Origin of the sequence: Helicobacter labetoulli, assembly GCF_003670275.1 — a bacterium.
In the GTDB taxonomy this organism is placed as follows: Bacteria; Campylobacterota; Campylobacteria; order Campylobacterales; family Helicobacteraceae; genus Helicobacter_C; species Helicobacter_C labetoulli.
The window spans coordinates 1-16294 of the sequence record NZ_QXJF01000011.1 but is presented as its reverse complement, the minus strand read 5'-3'; the positions used below and the strand labels follow the sequence as shown (position 1 = coordinate 16294).

14 protein-coding genes are annotated in these 16294 nt (G+C 40.2%); 12 read left to right on the top strand and 2 right to left on the bottom strand.

What is annotated here, in order from left to right:
- The first annotated feature begins 128 nt into the window (after positions 1-128).
- The 6 genes from EBF12_RS06780 (at position 129) to EBF12_RS06760 (ending at position 7079) form a co-directional block, all read left to right on the top strand.
- A complete protein-coding gene (locus EBF12_RS06780; protein ID WP_121726983.1) occupies positions 129-1103 on the top strand; it encodes a phosphatidate cytidylyltransferase in 975 nt (324 codons plus the stop codon).
- A gap of 9 nt (positions 1104-1112) precedes the next feature.
- Entirely contained in the window at positions 1113-2219 is a 1107-nt protein-coding gene (dxr, locus tag EBF12_RS06775; protein ID WP_121726982.1) for a 1-deoxy-D-xylulose-5-phosphate reductoisomerase, read from the top strand.
- A gap of 10 nt (positions 2220-2229) precedes the next feature.
- On the top strand, positions 2230-3420 hold the full coding sequence (locus tag EBF12_RS06770) for a M20 metallopeptidase family protein (protein ID WP_121726981.1): 1191 nt from the start codon (positions 2230-2232) through the stop codon (positions 3418-3420).
- Between the two features lie 109 nt (positions 3421-3529).
- Positions 3530-3796, top strand: a complete 267-nt coding sequence (locus tag EBF12_RS11875) for a hypothetical protein (protein WP_244196434.1) — start codon at positions 3530-3532, stop codon at positions 3794-3796.
- A 204-nt stretch (positions 3797-4000) separates the two neighbouring features.
- Positions 4001-4357 carry a hypothetical protein gene (locus EBF12_RS11870; RefSeq protein WP_244196433.1) on the top strand — a complete coding sequence of 119 codons (357 nt, stop codon included), beginning with the start codon at positions 4001-4003 and terminating at the stop codon, positions 4355-4357.
- A gap of 544 nt (positions 4358-4901) precedes the next feature.
- A complete protein-coding gene (locus tag EBF12_RS06760; protein WP_121726980.1) occupies positions 4902-7079 on the top strand; it encodes a TonB-dependent receptor in 2178 nt (725 codons plus the stop codon).
- Positions 7080-7288: 209 nt separating this feature from the next.
- On the opposite strand, the gene msrA is transcribed toward EBF12_RS06760, so the two are convergent.
- Positions 7289-7795 (bottom strand): peptide-methionine (S)-S-oxide reductase MsrA, encoded by a 507-nt coding sequence (gene msrA / locus EBF12_RS06755; RefSeq protein ID WP_121726979.1) that lies wholly within the window; start codon positions 7793-7795, stop codon positions 7289-7291.
- Positions 7796-7912: 117 nt separating this feature from the next.
- On the opposite strand from msrA, the gene selA reads away from it, so the two are divergent.
- From selA to traF, 6 genes are read left to right on the top strand one after another with little or no spacing between them, the layout of a single operon-like run.
- Positions 7913-9328, top strand: coding sequence for an L-seryl-tRNA(Sec) selenium transferase (selA, locus tag EBF12_RS06750; protein ID WP_121726978.1), 1416 nt, complete (start codon positions 7913-7915; stop codon positions 9326-9328).
- Entirely contained in the window at positions 9321-11330 is a 2010-nt protein-coding gene (gene selB / locus EBF12_RS06745) for a selenocysteine-specific translation elongation factor (RefSeq protein ID WP_121726977.1), read from the top strand. The genes selA and selB overlap by 8 nt, the downstream gene beginning before the upstream one ends.
- A 2-nt stretch (positions 11331-11332) precedes the next feature.
- On the top strand, positions 11333-12421 hold the full coding sequence (locus EBF12_RS06740; RefSeq protein WP_121726976.1) for a cysteine desulfurase: 1089 nt from the start codon (positions 11333-11335) through the stop codon (positions 12419-12421).
- A 30-nt stretch (positions 12422-12451) separates the two neighbouring features.
- The gene (locus EBF12_RS06735; protein WP_121726975.1) at positions 12452-13687 is read left to right on the top strand and encodes a molybdopterin molybdotransferase MoeA; all 1236 of its coding nucleotides are present in this window, start codon (positions 12452-12454) and stop codon (positions 13685-13687) included.
- Positions 13688-13718: 31 nt separating this feature from the next.
- Positions 13719-14135: a universal stress protein gene (locus EBF12_RS06730; protein WP_002955572.1), complete on the top strand. Its 417-nt coding sequence runs from the start codon at positions 13719-13721 to the stop codon at positions 14133-14135.
- Between the two features lie 50 nt (positions 14136-14185).
- Positions 14186-15835 (top strand): conjugal transfer protein TraF, encoded by a 1650-nt coding sequence (gene traF, locus EBF12_RS06725; RefSeq protein WP_121726974.1) that lies wholly within the window; start codon positions 14186-14188, stop codon positions 15833-15835.
- A 40-nt stretch (positions 15836-15875) separates the two neighbouring features.
- Here traF and EBF12_RS06720 read toward each other — a convergent pair.
- Positions 15876-16294 (bottom strand): glycosyltransferase family 9 protein (locus tag EBF12_RS06720; protein ID WP_279629423.1); only part of this gene is annotated, 419 nt, incomplete at its 5' end.

Here is a 16294-nt window from a genome sequence, read left to right as displayed (position 1 = left end):
CTTTGCGGTTAGCCTAAGCTAACCGCACTTTTACAACAACTCTTTTCAATACTTTTTAAAATCTACAAACTTATGCTACAATGCACCCCCACAAACATAAAAGGTTACAAATGCACAAAAGGATACAAATGAAAGAAAATACCACGCAAACAGAATCTACACAGATAGAATCTACCACGGAGCAAAGCCTAGCCAAACAGAATCCTGCTCACACAGAGCAAGATTCAAACTCTAAAGATTTCAATACACAAGATTCAATTCACACTTCTAGCACAGAGCAATCCCACGCTTTGCAAGATAAGCTTAAAGCAAAATTCCTAGCCGATAAGGCACGATTTATCACAGCTTTTATCCTAATTGGGATCTTAGCCCTTGTGCTGATTATAGATTCTCCACTGCTTACTTGCGTGGTGCTTGGAGTGTTGTGCCTTGTAGGTGTGCAAGAATCTTTGAGCTTATACAAGCTAGAATCTGCCTTGCATTATTATGTTTTTACAGCACTTGCTTGGGTTTTGGCATATATCAATGAACGCGTTGTAGAATCGGCTTTTATCGTGCTTGTGATGTATGCGTCATTTTTAGCCTATTCTAAAAAAATCTCGCCTAAAACAATGCTGCCTTTTATCTACCCTATCATTCCATTTTTGAGTATTTATGCCCTATATAAAGACGCTGGGGGAGCTGGAATCTGGGTGATTGTGTGGCTTATTATCATCGTGGCATTTACTGATACAGGTGCGTATTTTGGCGGTAAAGCCCTTGGCAAAACGCCCTTTTGTGAAACTTCGCCTAAAAAAACCATAGAAGGCGTGATTTGCGGCGTGGTATGCGGTGTGATATTTGGCTCACTTGTGGGGATTGGCACTTGTGGGAGCTTTTTATACTCTATGATGATTACTTTTGTTGTCTCAATCGCTTCCGTCTTTGGCGATTTGTTTGAAAGCTATTTAAAACGCGAAGCTGGGGTAAAGGATAGTGGCTCTTTGCTGCCCGGACACGGCGGCGTGCTTGATAGGCTTGATGCAGTGCTTTTTGGGGCGGTAGTTATGCACTTTTTGCTATATTTTCTACCCGGTTACAAAGAAATGGCGATTATTTTATAAAAGAATCTTATGATACTCCTTGGTAGCACAGGAAGCATAGGCACAAACACGCTTGAAGTCGCAAAGGCTTTTGACTACACAATAGAATCTCTATGTGCTGGAAAAAATATCGCTCTTTTAAATGCTCAAATCAACACCTTTAAGCCAAAAAATGTCTGCATAGCCGATAAAAATGACGCACACAAGCTTGTGTGTGGGGATTACAAACTCTTTTTTGGAGAAGAGGGGATTATAGAGCTTATAGAGTATTCAAAATCGCCCCTTGTTGTCAATGCCCTTGTTGGCTTTGCAGGATTAAAACCAAGCCTAAAAGCGTTAGAATGTGGCAAAAAACTCGCCCTTGCTAATAAAGAAAGTCTTGTTAATGCGGGGTGGCTTTTTAAAAATGCCCATCTCACGCCCATTGATAGCGAACATTTTAGCCTATGGTATCTCTCTCACACTCGCCCTATTGCAAAGCTCTACATCACCGCAAGTGGCGGGGCATTCCGCGATTATCCGCTAGATTCTATCCCCACAGCTTCCATAGCGGACGCACTCAAACACCCAAATTGGCAAATGGGGCATAAAATCACCATAGATTCCGCCACAATGGCAAATAAACTTTTTGAGATTTTAGAAGCAAGGTGGCTTTTTGACACAAACGATATTAATGCCTTTATAGAATCTAGCTCCACAACCCACGCCCTTGTAAGCTTTAAAGATGGCAGCCTTACAATGCACTTAAGCCGCCCTGATATGAAGCTCCCCATTGCCTATGCCCTAGATTCTACTCTCGCCCCGCTCACGCCCTTTGTCCCAGAGCTTGACCCACTATCTCTGCATTTAGAGTTTAAACCCATTTGTGAGAAAAGGTATCCGCTTTGGGCGTTAAAGAGTGAGATTCTAAACACACCACAAAAAGGCATTATCTTAAATGCAAGTAATGAAGTAGCAGTGAGTGCGTTTCTGCAAAGTCAAATCAATTTTGGCAAAATAAGTGAGCTGGTATTAAAGCTTATGAATGCGTTTGTGGATTTTGACTTTTCTAAGCTGACAGATATAGAATCTATTACCGCGCTAGATAAAGAAGTGAGGGCAAAATCACAAGAATGGATACAACAACACAAAGGCTAAAAGGAGTGTTATGCAAGATTTTGTTATAGATTCTAAACTTTTGGCTATGCAAGAGCTTGGCGAATCCTTCCGCCATAGTTTGCATAAAATCCCTGAAGTCTCTGGGGCGGAGTTTAAAACAAGTGCATTTTGCCAAGATGTGCTAAAAAAAGCAGGATTTACAATCACTACATTTGAAGGCTACACGGGCTTTTTGGCGGATTTAGATTCACAGAGTGAAAATACCCCACGCATTGCCATTCGTGCGGATATGGACGCGCTAGAGATGAGCGATTTAACCCAAAATGAGCATACCTCCACGCATAAAGGCTTGGCACATAACTGCGGACACGACTTGCATATGGCAATCGCCCTTTTAAGCGGATGCTTTATCGCTAAACACAAAGAGAAGCTACCCTGCAATGTGCGTTTTATCTTTCAAATGGCAGAGGAAAAAGCCCATATACCCGGAGCAAACAAAATGGTAGAGCTTGGCTGTATGGAGGGTGTAGATGAAGTGTATGCCCTGCATAATGACGCTTCCCTAGAATATGGCAGTGTGAAAATTAATAATGGCATTATGAGTTCTTTTGGCACGATTTGGAGCTTAAGCATTCAAGGTAAAGCCGCGCATAGCTCCACGCCACAAAAAGGCTTAGATGCCATTCGTGAAGGAGCTAGAATCTTAGCAGATATGGATTATATCGTAGCCAAAAAGACTGATCCTTTTTCTGTGGCGGTGTTTTCTTGCGGTATGTTTCAAGGCGGCTCTATCCCCAATGGTGTGGCTGAATCTGCCCTACTTAAAGGCACGATTCGTGCTATGGATAGTAAAACTGATGAGATTTTAAAAAATGCGTTCAAAGAGATAGAGGAGCAAAGTGCATTACGGGGATTTAAGACAAAATTTAGCTATGATGGGTATTTGGCGATTTTTAATCACACTAAATGTGTGAAACGCCTTGTAGAATCTGCTCAAAAAGTGCTGAAAAAAGATGAAATGCTTATACAGGAATGTGAGCCAATGAGTGCGAGTGAAGACTTTAGCGAGATGATAAATGCGTGCAAAGACAAAAAGGGGGCGATGTATTTTCTAGGTAGTGGGAATAAGGCAAAAGGCATTTGCAACTATCTGCATTCAAACCCCTACTATGTGGAGGATAAAGCCATCCTTGTTGGCGCACAAATATGGATAAATCTTATTTTGAGCTTTGGCAAATAGAGGGGTTGGTAGATTCTAGTGGGCTTTTGGGGACTCTCGTGGATTGTGATGGGCTTTGGCGGTAGATTCTAGTAAATTTTGATAGGCTATGTAGGCGGTAAATATAAAGATGATATTGCTTGTTATCCTTGGTAGCGTTATTTTATTCTATGTTGCCCTGCCTTTGCTTGTGCTATTCATACTCTATTTTCTTATTTCTAAACTCAATAAGCATTGTTTCAAGGCTGGGCAAAAGTGTTTAGATTCTACTCATTTAGCACAAAGAAGCCAAATGCCCCTACATATGAGAATCTTTGGCACAAAGCTATGGAGTAAGAGCAAAAACAATCGCCTATTGTTTGGTATTAGAATATGCTTTAGCACTTGGGCTTTTTAGCCTAGATTCTATGCTAAGGGTGCAGTAGCATAGTGGCTATGAGCGGTATAAGGAGCTTTGCCAAATTGCTGAGGGGCAAATGGATTTCCCCTTGCAAGATTCTCCGCAAAAATACAGCCAAATTTTTAAGCTAAAACATCTCTTTTACTCCACGCAGTTTGAGAGATTAGATAAAGATGAAAAAGAAGCCTTTACTTAGGACGCTTGAAGTTTAGTCCAAAAACGATAACAGAGAAGGAGTTTTTAAGCTATCTTGACCCAAATACGCCAACATACCCGCCTAGAGGCAATCCAACGCTATATAGCTGGGAATTTACAGGCAGCGAAAGTGAGCTGAAAACAGAATCTAGCGTGTTGCAAAGGCTTTCATTTGGAAGCTTTAGCATTTCTTATACGCTTTATGTCTTCTCACATTCGCCAAATATAAGCAGTATGCGGAATATTAAGACAATGCGTTTTGGTGTAAAGTGGGAGTATAGGACTTTGCTACACACTTATTTTGTAGGCATTTTAAGCAACGCTAATAAAGGTGTGCAAACCTGTGGCAAACTTATACAGTAAGGGGAGAGTGCAAAATTGGCTCTATACTTATAAAACAACTAAGAATAACACAAGGATTAAGTGAGTTTTAGGAATATGATATAATCGCGTTAGAGGTTGCCTAAGAGAGTGCGACCTCTCTTAGAGTAACCTACTTCTTTGTAAAAAGGAGGTTACGATGAGTAAGATTTTATCCAGAATCTTAGCCGACATTATACTGCTATGTCTCATAATAGTCAAGTGCTACTAGGATAATCCATAGCCTACCTTGTCGTTAAGGGGGTAGGCTAGTCTTACTCACTCTCTTACTTAACTTTTACTTTTTTTTGTTTTTATTTAAGTAGCTTCATAGGGTTCTAGAATCCAAGTCATAAATTTAGTGGTTTTTCTCACACCTTGATAGCTCCTTTTCATATACTTTAGCTTTTTCATTTTCCCCTACACTTTTATTTATAAAATAAAAATAATTCTTATATTTTTTATTTAACTTTAAATTTAGAATCTTATACTTCCACTCCATAAATCTATACAAAAGATTTATAAACCATACTACAAAGGAACTACAATGAAAAAATATCTCTTGTTTTTTGCCGCATTGTCTTCTTTGGCACATTATGCTTTCAGTGATGATTTTGATTCTCAAAATAAAACACAAGATGAAGTTCAAAAAAAGGTTAAACTTGACACTTCCATTGTCAAAGCCTCTATGATGAACTCCAAGCTTGATGAGCTTAATCGCAATGTGTATGAGATAGATAAAGAAAGTATCGCTGATAAGGGCTATCGCTCAACTGAAGATATTTTCCGCTACACGCCATTTGTGGGGCTAAGCAATGTGGGCTTAGGAAGTAACCTTGACTTACGCGGACAGGGTAATCGTGCCAATACCTCCGTGCAGGTGCTGATAAATGGAATCTACTCCAATATGCTAGATTCTAGCCACGGCGTTACTCCGCTTAATACCCTATCCCCCTCAAGTATAGAATCTATTGAGATTCTGCCCGGTGGCGGGGCAGTGATGTATGGGAATGGCACACGCGGCGGAGTAGTCAATATCATCACGCAAAAACGCTACGAGCAGCCCTTTTTTACAGCAGGGCTAAGCTATGGCAACACAATAGCTTCAACTGGACATAGCTACAATGCCGATGCGAAGTTTGGCACAAAACTTGGAGATAGGACTTATATTTCACTAGGAGCAGCCTATATCAATCGTGGCGGACCTAGAAGTGGGGATAAAACAAGTGGTGCTCAAGCAAATATGGGGCTAATATATGATATTACACAGGGGGGGGGGGAGCATAGTGTGAGCTTTGATGTGGATTATTTTAATGGCATTATCCGCACAAGCCCGAATAATTCCTTTATGGATATTAAAAACCCAAGCAAAGATGACAGAAAAACGCCCGGCAATGGTAGTTTGCATAATACGCAACAACGCCTTGATGTGAGCCTTGGCTACAAGGGTGAGCTAAGCGAAAACTCAAAGCTTGATATAAAAGCTTTCTATCATCTTAATCACATAAACTATGTAGATTCTCTTACAAGGCTAAGTTCATTTAGGGCTATGGGTAATCAAGCGTCTTCCAATGCTTCAGCGGATCAAAGTGGCTCTCTCTTTGATGATCAAAAAGCTGGAATCACCGCAAAATACGATCTCAAACACACAAATGGGCTTTTTATCCTAGGAGTAGAATCTATTTGGAATCACGGCAAACGCACGATGGATCAAATGATACAAGCTACAGGCTACAAACATAGAATCCTTGTGCCATTTGTTGGCACAAAATGGAGCAATGCCCTTTATGCTTTAGAAAAATACGACTTTAGCAAAAGCTTCTCGCTCACAGGCGGGGCGAGATATGAATACGCGTATTATGATATAGATGTAAGCTATTTTAGTGATATGACTATATCTAATACTACTAATACTACTAATACTACTAATACTACTAATGGCTCACTTACAGACTCACTTCATAACTACGCCCTAGAGCTAACGCCCAATTATCGCTATTCAGATTCTGGAAATATGTATGCCAAATATGAGAAAGGCTACTTCTCCCCTAGCCCAAATTCTATGCTTAAACGCAGTAGAAGCGGGAGCAGAAGCACATACACCGCCACAAATCTCAAAAAAGAAACCTATGATACCTTTGAGCTAGGGCTAAAAGACTTTTTGGGAGATTCTGTAATGTTTAGTGCAAGTGCGTTCTACACATTAACGCATAATGAATTTTACACGCAGGGCAACGCCCACTCTATAAGCGGTGTAACTTATGGTAACTATGATAAGACACAAAGAGCTGGCTTAGAGCTATTCGCTGAACAATATCTCTTTGGTGGGGGCTTAAGTTTGAGTGAAAGCTTCACCTATATAGATGCAAGAATCTTACAAAACAATGGGACAAGTGCAAATCTCAAAATCCCCTATGTGAGCAACTATAAAGGCACAATCGGTGCAAATTTAGCCCTTGGCAGAATCTTTAGCATTTGGAGCCAAAATACATTTTTTGGCACAAGCTATGACATTACGCAAGAAAAGATAAAGCCTTATAGCCTTACAGATATTGGGCTAAATGCGAAGTTTGGCGATTTATCTTTGAGTGCTGGGGTGAGAAATGTCTTTGATACTTTCTATTATAGCTACTATAACCACGATTCTAAAGACCAAATCGCCGGATATGCTTTCCTTATCGGGCAAGGGCGAAGTGCGTTTATTGAGGGGCGATATACATTTTAAGGCTTTAGTAGAAACTAGATTCTACTAAAATTCCACAACGCTGACTGCGGAAGTATCTTGCGATGATTTTGCGGGTTGTCAAAGTGGAGGCGAAGGGAGTAGCTCAAACGCATACAGTTGCGAAGCAACAAATCCATACTTGCAAAATGACCGAGCCGACACTGCAGACTCCCGCAAAAGTCCGCAAGAGACAACGCAGAATCTAGATTCTACTTATCAAAGCCTTGAAAGGAATGCAGGGCGGATTCTATATCAATATGACAATAGCCATTTGGATTTTTCTCTAAATATTTTTGATGATAATCCTCCGCAGCATAGAAATTCGCTAAAGGCAGTATCTCTGTAACTGCTTTGAGATTATGCCTTTGCTCCCATTTTTTAAGACACTCTCTTATCACACACTCACTCTTAGAATCCTCATAATACACGCCGTTGCGATATTGTGTGCCTTTGTCATTGCCTTGATAATTTAACGCACAAGGATCAATAATGGATAAAAACCGCTCTATAATCTCACGCAGGGGCAGAGCAGATTCATCATACTTTAACTTCAAAGTCTCTACCGCCCCGCTTCTCCCACTACATACAAGCTCATAGCTTGGATTAGCAATCTTAGAGTTCGCATAACCAACAACAGAATCTAACACACCTTTAAGCCTATCAAAATAGCCCTGCATTCCCCAAAAGCAACCACCAGCAAGATAAATCACCGCCATTTTTGCCCCTTTATTCTACTTTTTTGCCATATTTGCAAACGCGATTTTAAGCATATTTAAGCTAGAATCCTACTCATATTGTTTGCACAAAGCACAAACAGGTTCAAAGGATTTTCATTGCAACACACACCAAAAGACACACGACAAGACATATTACAACCCACGCAAAAAGCCCTATTGCGTTCTATCCCTAAAGTTGATACGCTTCTTACTCACGCTGATTTACAAGACTTTGATAAGGCTCTTATCCTGCCCTTAATCTATGAGTATTTACAAGCATTGCGAGATTCTATTTTGCAAGGAGCAGTGCCGCATACTGACATAAACACCCACGCCGCAAAAATAAAAGCCAAACTCAAGCAAAGCCAAATCCCCACAATGCAAAGTGTGATAAACGCCACAGGAGTGGTGATTCACACAAACCTTGGACGCAGTGTGTTTTCCAAAGAAATTTTAGATGAAATTACCCCGCTTTTATCCACATACAATACGCTAGAATACGATTTACACAAGGGTAAAAGGGGGGAGCGATATATCCACGCTACACAGATTCTAGCTCAAATGTTTGGCGTAGAATCCGCCCTGCTAGTGAATAACAACGCCGCAAGTGTGCTTTTAATCCTAAATACCTTCGCTCAAGGTAAAGAAGTCATCATCTCGCGTGGGGAGCTTGTAGAGATTGGCGGGAGCTTTAGAATCCCAGAAGTAATGAAAAGTGCTTCAAGCATTTTATGCGAAGTGGGAGCGACAAATAAGACGCATTTACGCGATTATGAAAATGCTATAAATGAAAAAACAGCGATGATTATGAAAGCTCACCAAAGCAATTTTAAGCAAATTGGCTTTACCAAAGACTGCCATATCAAAGATATTATTGCCCTTGCCAAAAAATATAATCTTATTGATTATTTTGACTTAGGCAGCGGACATTGTGGAATCTTAAGCCTTAAAGATGAGCCAAGTGTGAGTGAAATTTGTAAATATAAACCATCACTGCTTAGCTTCAGTGGCGATAAGCTTTTTGGCGGACCGCAGCTTGGCATTATCCTTGGCAAAAAAAAGCTTATAGACAAGCTCAAAGCTAATCAACTTTTGCGTGCATTAAGAGTGGATAAGTTCAGCATTCTTGCCCTTATTGCGACACTTCAAGCCTATATTGACAAAGCCTATCACAAAATCCCAACCCTTAATATGCTTTCAATTCCGCTAGAAAAACTAGAATCTAGGGCAAAAGTTTTACAAAGCTTAATTACACAATCTCACATTAGCCAACAAGTGCAGGTTGAAATGCTAAAGCTCTCTTCACTCGCAGGGGGCGGAAGTGTGCCGCATATTGAGTTTGAATCTTGGGGAGTGAGTTTGCAAAGCAAGATTCTAAATGCTAAGGCGTTTGAAGAAAAGCTGCGCTTAAAAGGGCTTATCACCTGCATACAAAAAGATAAAATCCTGCTAGATACGCGGACTTTGCTCCCACACGATGAAGAAAAGATTGTGATGATTTTAGAATCTATTTTGGAGCAAAACAATGACTAAGCAGCCCATAGAGCAAAATCACAATGAGATTCACAACGATATTATAGTAGGACTTGCTGGGCATATAGACCACGGCAAGACTACGCTTATAAAGACACTAAATGGCTTTGATGGCGATAGCTTAGAGCAGGAAAAGCAAAGGGGCATTACGCTAGATTTGAGCTTTTCAAACCTTGAGTTTAGAGTCCGCAATGTTGCTTTTATTGATGTCCCCGGACATAGTAAGCTTGTGAAAAATATGATTGCTGGGGTGTTTGGCATTGATGTGCTTTTGCTTGTGATTGCAGCAAATGAGGGCATTATGCCTCAAAGCAAGGAGCATATACATATCGCAAACTTATTAGGTGTAAAAAGTTGCATTTGCGTGATAACCAAAATTGATAAGCTTGAAAACAAAGATAAAGACTTAGCAGAGCTAGAATCTACAATCAAAGATTTTTTTAAGCCCCTTGATATGAGCTTAGATTCTATCTTTGCCTTAAGCTTGTATCCTTCGCCTAGCACACAAGAGATTGAAAGATTAAAGCAGAGATTAGAATCTATCCCTAGAGTGCCAAAAAATGATTATGGAGTGTTTGTGTATTATGTAGATAGGAGCTTTGCTATTCAGGGGGCGGGCTGCGTGGTAACAGGTAGTGTGCTAAGTGGGGAATGCCATATTGATGAAAAGCTCTATATTTATAATAAGGCTAAAGAAGTAAGCCTAAAAAGCATTCAAGTGCATAAGCAAAAAGCCCTCAAAGCATCACATTCTCAACGCGTAGCCCTAAATCTTGCTGGGATAAGTCATAATGAACTCAAAAGAGGTTATCTTATTTCAAAAAAAGGCTTTTTGCGTGGGTTTGATAGCATTGATGTAGGGATTTTTGGTGAAGTCAAACACAATGCCACTTATACGCTTCATATCGGTAGCTTTAAACTCAAGGCTAAAGTTTGTGTGCTTACCACGCATAAAGATTCAAAGTTTGCGGATTCAAACGCCACAAATTTAACAAATATGGATTCAAAAGTTATAGTTTCACACGCCTTTGGTAAAGCCCCGCTTACCCTTGCTACACTCAAAACCGATACCCCCATTTTTGGCATCTACTCCCAACGCTTTATCTTACGCAATGATAATGACACACTTTGTGGCGGCGTGATTTTAAATCCCATTGCCGACCCCATTAAAAAGCACACTCGCATAGCTCTTTTAGAATCCCTAGCAAAAAAAGACTTCAAACAAAGCTTTTATCTCTTAACGCAGATTCACAAAAAGGGCTTTGGACTTGTTAGCTCCACGCAAAGATTCTGTCTAAGCCACGCTCAAAGCCTAAATATTGCCCTAAGCCTCAATGTATTCCTTGATGAAAAAGCCCTAACGCTCTATCCACCCTCCCAAGTTGAAGCACTCAAAACCCACATTTTAGAGATTTTCTCACGGAATAAAAACGCCCTTATATCCGCTCAAAGCTTAAATGCGAAGCTCAAATGGGCGTCCCTTGCTTTATGTCAAAAGGCATTAGATGAGCTTTTATCTCAAGGGCAGATTAAGAGCCAAAATGGCTTGTATCTTGCCAAATGGTGTCAAATACAAAATATTCACACCTACGCAGAGCAAAGCATTTTAGAATCTTTGACAAATCAAGGCTACGCACCCCTAGCACCTTATAATCTCTATGAAGAGCTAGAGCTTGATAAAACACTTGGGGATAATGCCCTAAAAGCCCTAACTCACGCTCAAAAAGTCGTGCGTATCACGCATAATCTTTTTATCACTACAACCGCACTGCAAAAGATTGTGAGCTTAATGCGTGAGATTTTACAGACAAATGGCTATATTGATGTGAATGCGTTACGAAACCACACACAATTAAGTCGAAAATACCTTATTGCCTACTTAGAATACCTTGATAAATTTGATGACATTGTGTGTAAAGATAATAAACGCAGTTTAAAATACGCCCCACAAAACCGATCCTACAAAGATTCTAGTAAAGATTCCAACCAACCAAAAGGATAACAATGAAACAAGAAAAAGAAATCCGCCTTGATTTTTTAGCCAACTTCCCACAAAATCACAAAGCAAATGCCTTGCTTCATTCACAAAATGTCCCTAATCCAAACACGCTTGATAGCGCATATCTCTCACAATTAAGCCAAGATTCTAAAAACCTTGCTTCACTTTTTGGCAAAACCCACGCTCATAGTTTCAACTACACAAGCAGTGATTTTTTCACGCTTTTTTCGCTTTTACACAAGCATAATTTTCATACTATTCTTAGCACTACTCTTCATCAGCAAAGCCTCTATGCCACTAGAATCTGCCACAATATCACGCTTATTTCCCCAAACCAACAAGGCATTATACAGAGCATTCCGCCACTGCCAAATAAAAAGAATCTTGCTTTTTTCCTACCCTTTGTCAATCAAGATATTTTGACGCAAAATCCCATTGAATCCTTGCTTGAAGTGATTTTAAATGATTATCCAAATGCGTTAGTTTTCCTTGATATTTCACTCCTTGCAAGTGTGCTAGATTCTACACAGCTCAAGCGTTTAAGCACACTTAGCCACCCGCAGATTCTATTTTTATGTAACGCTGAAAGCATAGGCTTATCCCGCCCTAGCGGATTTATCTTAAGTGATTTTAATACGCTTAAAAATAGCCATATTTTAGATGAATTTTTACAGCTCCAGCTCCTGCGTCCTAATCTCTACAAAGCCGCATATATCGCATTACAAGACATACTTCAAAGCCTAAAGCCCAAAGATAGCAAAAACGAGTTTTACACAAAGCTTAAAAATCTTTTAGGAGAAAATCTCTCCCTTTTTGCCCCTTTAGAATCCACTCTGCCAAATGCCCTACCCTTAAGATTTTCTCATATCAAAGCACGGCTTCTCTTGCAGGTTTTGAGTGTGGAGGGCATTTTTGCCATTAATGGACAGGATTGCTTATTTGGTAATGCAAAACCATCTTTTGTGCTTGCTTCTCAAGGCTATGATGAGCCAAGCACACGAGAGCTTTTAAGCATAAGCTATAATGATGAAATTGAGCTAGATTCAATCGTTCAAAGCCTAAGTAATGCGTATTTGAATCTTGCGCAATTTTAAATCCACAGCATTTTTAAAAGGAGCAAAAAAATGATAAGTTTTACTCAAGCCCTAAAGCTTAGCACAGCACTGCCACAAATCAGCCGCACACAGAATCTTGAGCTTTTTCAAGCTCACAACGCCATTTTAAGCCAAGATATTTTTGCTTCCCGCCCATTGCCGCCTTTTGATAATTCCGCAATGGACGGCTATGCGATTTTACTGCAAGATTATGATAAAACTTGTATCAATCGCGGCAAGATTCTAGCCGGAGATGATAGCACGCATATCACGCTTACACAAGGGGAAACCTACAAAGTGATGACAGGCTCAATGCTCCCACAAAACACCCAAGCGGTTATCCAAATAGAAATGGCACAAGAGCAAAATGGCAAAGTCAGCTTCACACAAGCAAACTCTCCCATAAAACAAGGGCTAAATATCCGCTACAAAGGCGAAGAAATACAAGCAGATTCGCTCCTTTTACGCAAGGGAAAAAGGCTTAATCACCTTGATTTAAGTATCCTTGCTTCACAAGGCATAAGCGAAATAGAAAGCTTTGTGCCGCTCAAAATTGGAATCTTTTCAAGTGGCGATGAAGTCATTGAGCCACACCAACACGCTAAAGCGTATCAAATCTACAACACAAACGCCACAAGCCTTTATACACTTTTAGCTTCTCGTGGCTTTGCGTGTAGCTATCAAGGGATTTTACAAGATGACAAACTTGCTTTGCACAAAAAAATAGAATCTTTTCAAAGCTTTGATGTCGTCATTACAAGCGGTGGGGCGAGTGTGGGCGATGCGGATTTGATTAAACAAGCCTTGCTTGAGCTTGGGGCGAAATTTATATTTGATGGAGTAAATGTCAAGCCCGGACGACATCTTGGCTTGGCTACTTTGGGAGATACTATCATTATTTTACTACCGGGCAATCCCTTAGCCCTGCTTTTACACACACATACTTTAATCCTGCCGATTTTAGAATCTTTACAAGGGGGCAGTGCCTTTTACCCAAAAGCTTTTACTTTTGAGCTAGATTCAGATTTAAATCTTAAGGCGAACACCACTTCAGCCCTGCTAGGCATAATAGAATCTTCTCGCTTCCTGCCCTATAACAACGGCAAAATCGGCTCAAGCTCCCTTGCTACAATGTGGAAAAACAATGCCATTGCCCTTTTTGATAATCCTAGCCAAAAACCTATGAGCTACGCAAAGGGCAGTGCGATTAAGGTAATTATGTATAATGCCGATTTTTGTGATATAATGGATTTTTTCAATGATTAAAACCCCAAATTAAAACTTCAAAGGAGTGAATATGACAAAGCTATTGTTTGGAGTGAGCGACACACAAGAATGCAGGAGAGCTATTCAAACTATTATCCGCTTTTTTGGCAATAGAGATGAGATTGAGCTGACACTGCTTCATGTGAATCCTGAAATCATCGTCTATGCGGAAAGTGGGATTGTGGATTATGGCACGATTGAAAATATTGAGAATGAAAAGTCAAATGCAATGCTTGATGAGTTTGAAACGGAGTTTAATAAACAAGGCATTACTTGCCAAAAGATTCTAAAAACCGGTAATCCCGTTGATGTCGTGCTAGAAATCATCAATGAGTATGATTTGCTTGTGATTGGTGCGAGTGAATCTTCACTTTTACACAGAATCTTTAACTCCCATCAAAACAGCTTTATTAATTCTTCGCCTATCCCTGTTTTGGTGGCAAAATAAGTCAAAATTAAAATGAATCAAAATCAAATTTCAAAATAAGGTGTAGCTTTATGAAAAGACTCTTTGGGTTTATCCTACTTAGTAGCTTATTTGTAAGCCAACTTTGTGCCTTGGAATTTGGCTCAATGGGCAATACTTCTGCGGCAATGGGTGGAGCAGGAGTGGCACTCAAGCACTCCGCTTGGGGGCTATACTACAATCCCGCCCTTTTAAGCTCCGATCCAAAAGTCAAGCTTGGCTACTCGCTAGGTGTGGGCTTAAGGGAGCAGAATCTTGCTAAACTCACCACTATTGATATAAATAATATGACCGACACCGCAGAGCGACTTATAGCGACTTTTAGTGGTGGAAATATAGGCACGCCAAGTGCAGGAGAGATACAAAATGTTATTAAAGGTGGCTTAGGCACAGCACTCAAAGCAGAAGGGCTAAGCCCGACAGGCGATATACAAAAAGATTTAGAAAGCTATCTTCAAAAACACCCAGATGGCAATTATGGCAGTTTGATTCAAGGAATCTTGGGTGCTGTGCAAGGCAGTGGCTCACTCTCGCAGGATCAAAAAGATTTGCTTGATAATATTGTGGGAAACATTGATTATGGGAATCTTGACTTTAGCAATGGTGGTGGCACTGGAGCGATTCAAAATGCGTTGCAAAATATCACCATAAACAAAGGTGGCGATAAAGGCTTAGATAAAGCCGTAGAAGACATTAGCTCAATGCAGGAGATTTTAAAGGATAATAATCTTAATATCGTTAGCCAAAATGGCGTGATTTTGCAAATCTCAAGCAAAACGATGAATGAAAAGCTAGGCTCTTTGGGCGTGGCGTATTTCGCTTCAGCCTATTCTAGTATGTCTATCAACGCAGATTCTAGTAAAATGCGACTTATCATCAAAGGGGGAAATGGCTACTACGAGCTTGTAGATAATGGCGGGAGCTTTAGCTTCAAGGCTTCTAGTGAGGCTGATTACAATAAATACTCGCTTATTGCTTCACTAGAGGGCGGAAGTGATGCACACAAGCTTGTTACCACTGCCCTTATGCTCTCTGAAGTGCCAATCGGCTATGCAAGGACATTCTACCTTAAGCACGGCAATTTGAATCTTGGCATAACCGGTAAGCTAATGAATGCCATCAGCACACAAAAGCAGATTAATATCAATAAAAATACAGATTTTCAAAAAGAGCTTACAAGCCTTGCTTCACTTGAAAATACTATTTCATCAAATAATTTTGGCGTAGATGTGGGAATGCTCTATGAGCTTGATTTGCCAGAGTTTCGCTATCTCACTTTTGGGCTTGTGGCTAAGAATCTAAACTCGCCTACTTTTGAATCAAGTCTCAATAATATCACCATTAAGCCGCAATATCGTATGGGGCTAGGCTACAACTCTAAGTTTTTAAATGTCGCTTTTGACGCGGATCTAACTCCAAATGATTTACTTGCTTTTAGCAATGTCAAACAACAAAGCCAAATGATTGGCGGAGGCGTGGGCTTTGATCTTAAGGCTATGGATTTAAGGCTAGGTGCGATGAAAGACTTGCGACAAGATACCGGGCTTATTCTTACAGGTGGGCTAAATGTGCTGGGATTCTTAGATATTGCCTTGCAAGTAAGCACAAAGACTACTAAGCTTGATGGCATACCCATTCCGCAATACATTAACCTCCGCCTAGGCGGCAGCTTTAGTTTTTAAAGCTTTGAATGAGCTTTGCCAAAACAGCTAAGATAATCTTTTACTCTTGAATGGTGCTTAGATGAGCCTTTGGACTTGGGATAGGCACATAATCTCTACTATATGTCCCCCAACGCACCATATCAAACTTAGGATACAAGCCAATACTTGGGATTCTAAGATTAGAAGCAATGTGAATAGTTCCTGTGCTTGCTGAGATGACACAATCCATACACTCCACTAAAGCGACAAGATTTAAAATATCATCATTATTTCTTATCACAACAAGTTTTGATAATTCTTTTGATGTCTGCTCGTATTTCGCCTTATCCTGCATAAATCTCTCATACACTCTAGGGTAAGTTATCACTATGGGAGTCCAAATGGGATTTTGACAAACCTGCCCTATGAGATTAAACCACCCTTTTGTGCTAAGCGTGTATTGACAAGCATTGCTAAAAGGATTAATAAGAATATTAT

Bases quoted from the DNA above. Each gene is read 5' to 3' on its own strand.
- EBF12_RS06730 (WP_002955572.1), top strand. From the start codon at position 13,719: ATGACAAAGCTATTGTTTGGAGTGAGCGACACACAAGAATGCAGGAGA.
- EBF12_RS06740 (WP_121726976.1), top strand. From the start codon at position 11,333: ATGAAACAAGAAAAAGAAATCCGCCTTGATTTTTTAGCCAACTTCCCA.
- EBF12_RS06780 (WP_121726983.1), top strand. From the start codon at position 129: ATGAAAGAAAATACCACGCAAACAGAATCTACACAGATAGAATCTACC.
- EBF12_RS06770 (WP_121726981.1), top strand. From the start codon at position 2,230: ATGCAAGATTTTGTTATAGATTCTAAACTTTTGGCTATGCAAGAGCTT.
- EBF12_RS11875 (WP_244196434.1), top strand. From the start codon at position 3,530: ATGATATTGCTTGTTATCCTTGGTAGCGTTATTTTATTCTATGTTGCC.
- msrA (WP_121726979.1), bottom strand. From the start codon at position 7,795: ATGGCGGTGATTTATCTTGCTGGTGGTTGCTTTTGGGGAATGCAGGGC.
- EBF12_RS06735 (WP_121726975.1), top strand. From the start codon at position 12,452: ATGATAAGTTTTACTCAAGCCCTAAAGCTTAGCACAGCACTGCCACAA.
- selB (WP_121726977.1), top strand. From the start codon at position 9,321: ATGACTAAGCAGCCCATAGAGCAAAATCACAATGAGATTCACAACGAT.
- EBF12_RS06760 (WP_121726980.1), top strand. From the start codon at position 4,902: ATGAAAAAATATCTCTTGTTTTTTGCCGCATTGTCTTCTTTGGCACAT.
- traF (WP_121726974.1), top strand. From the start codon at position 14,186: ATGAAAAGACTCTTTGGGTTTATCCTACTTAGTAGCTTATTTGTAAGC.
- dxr (WP_121726982.1), top strand. From the start codon at position 1,113: ATGATACTCCTTGGTAGCACAGGAAGCATAGGCACAAACACGCTTGAA.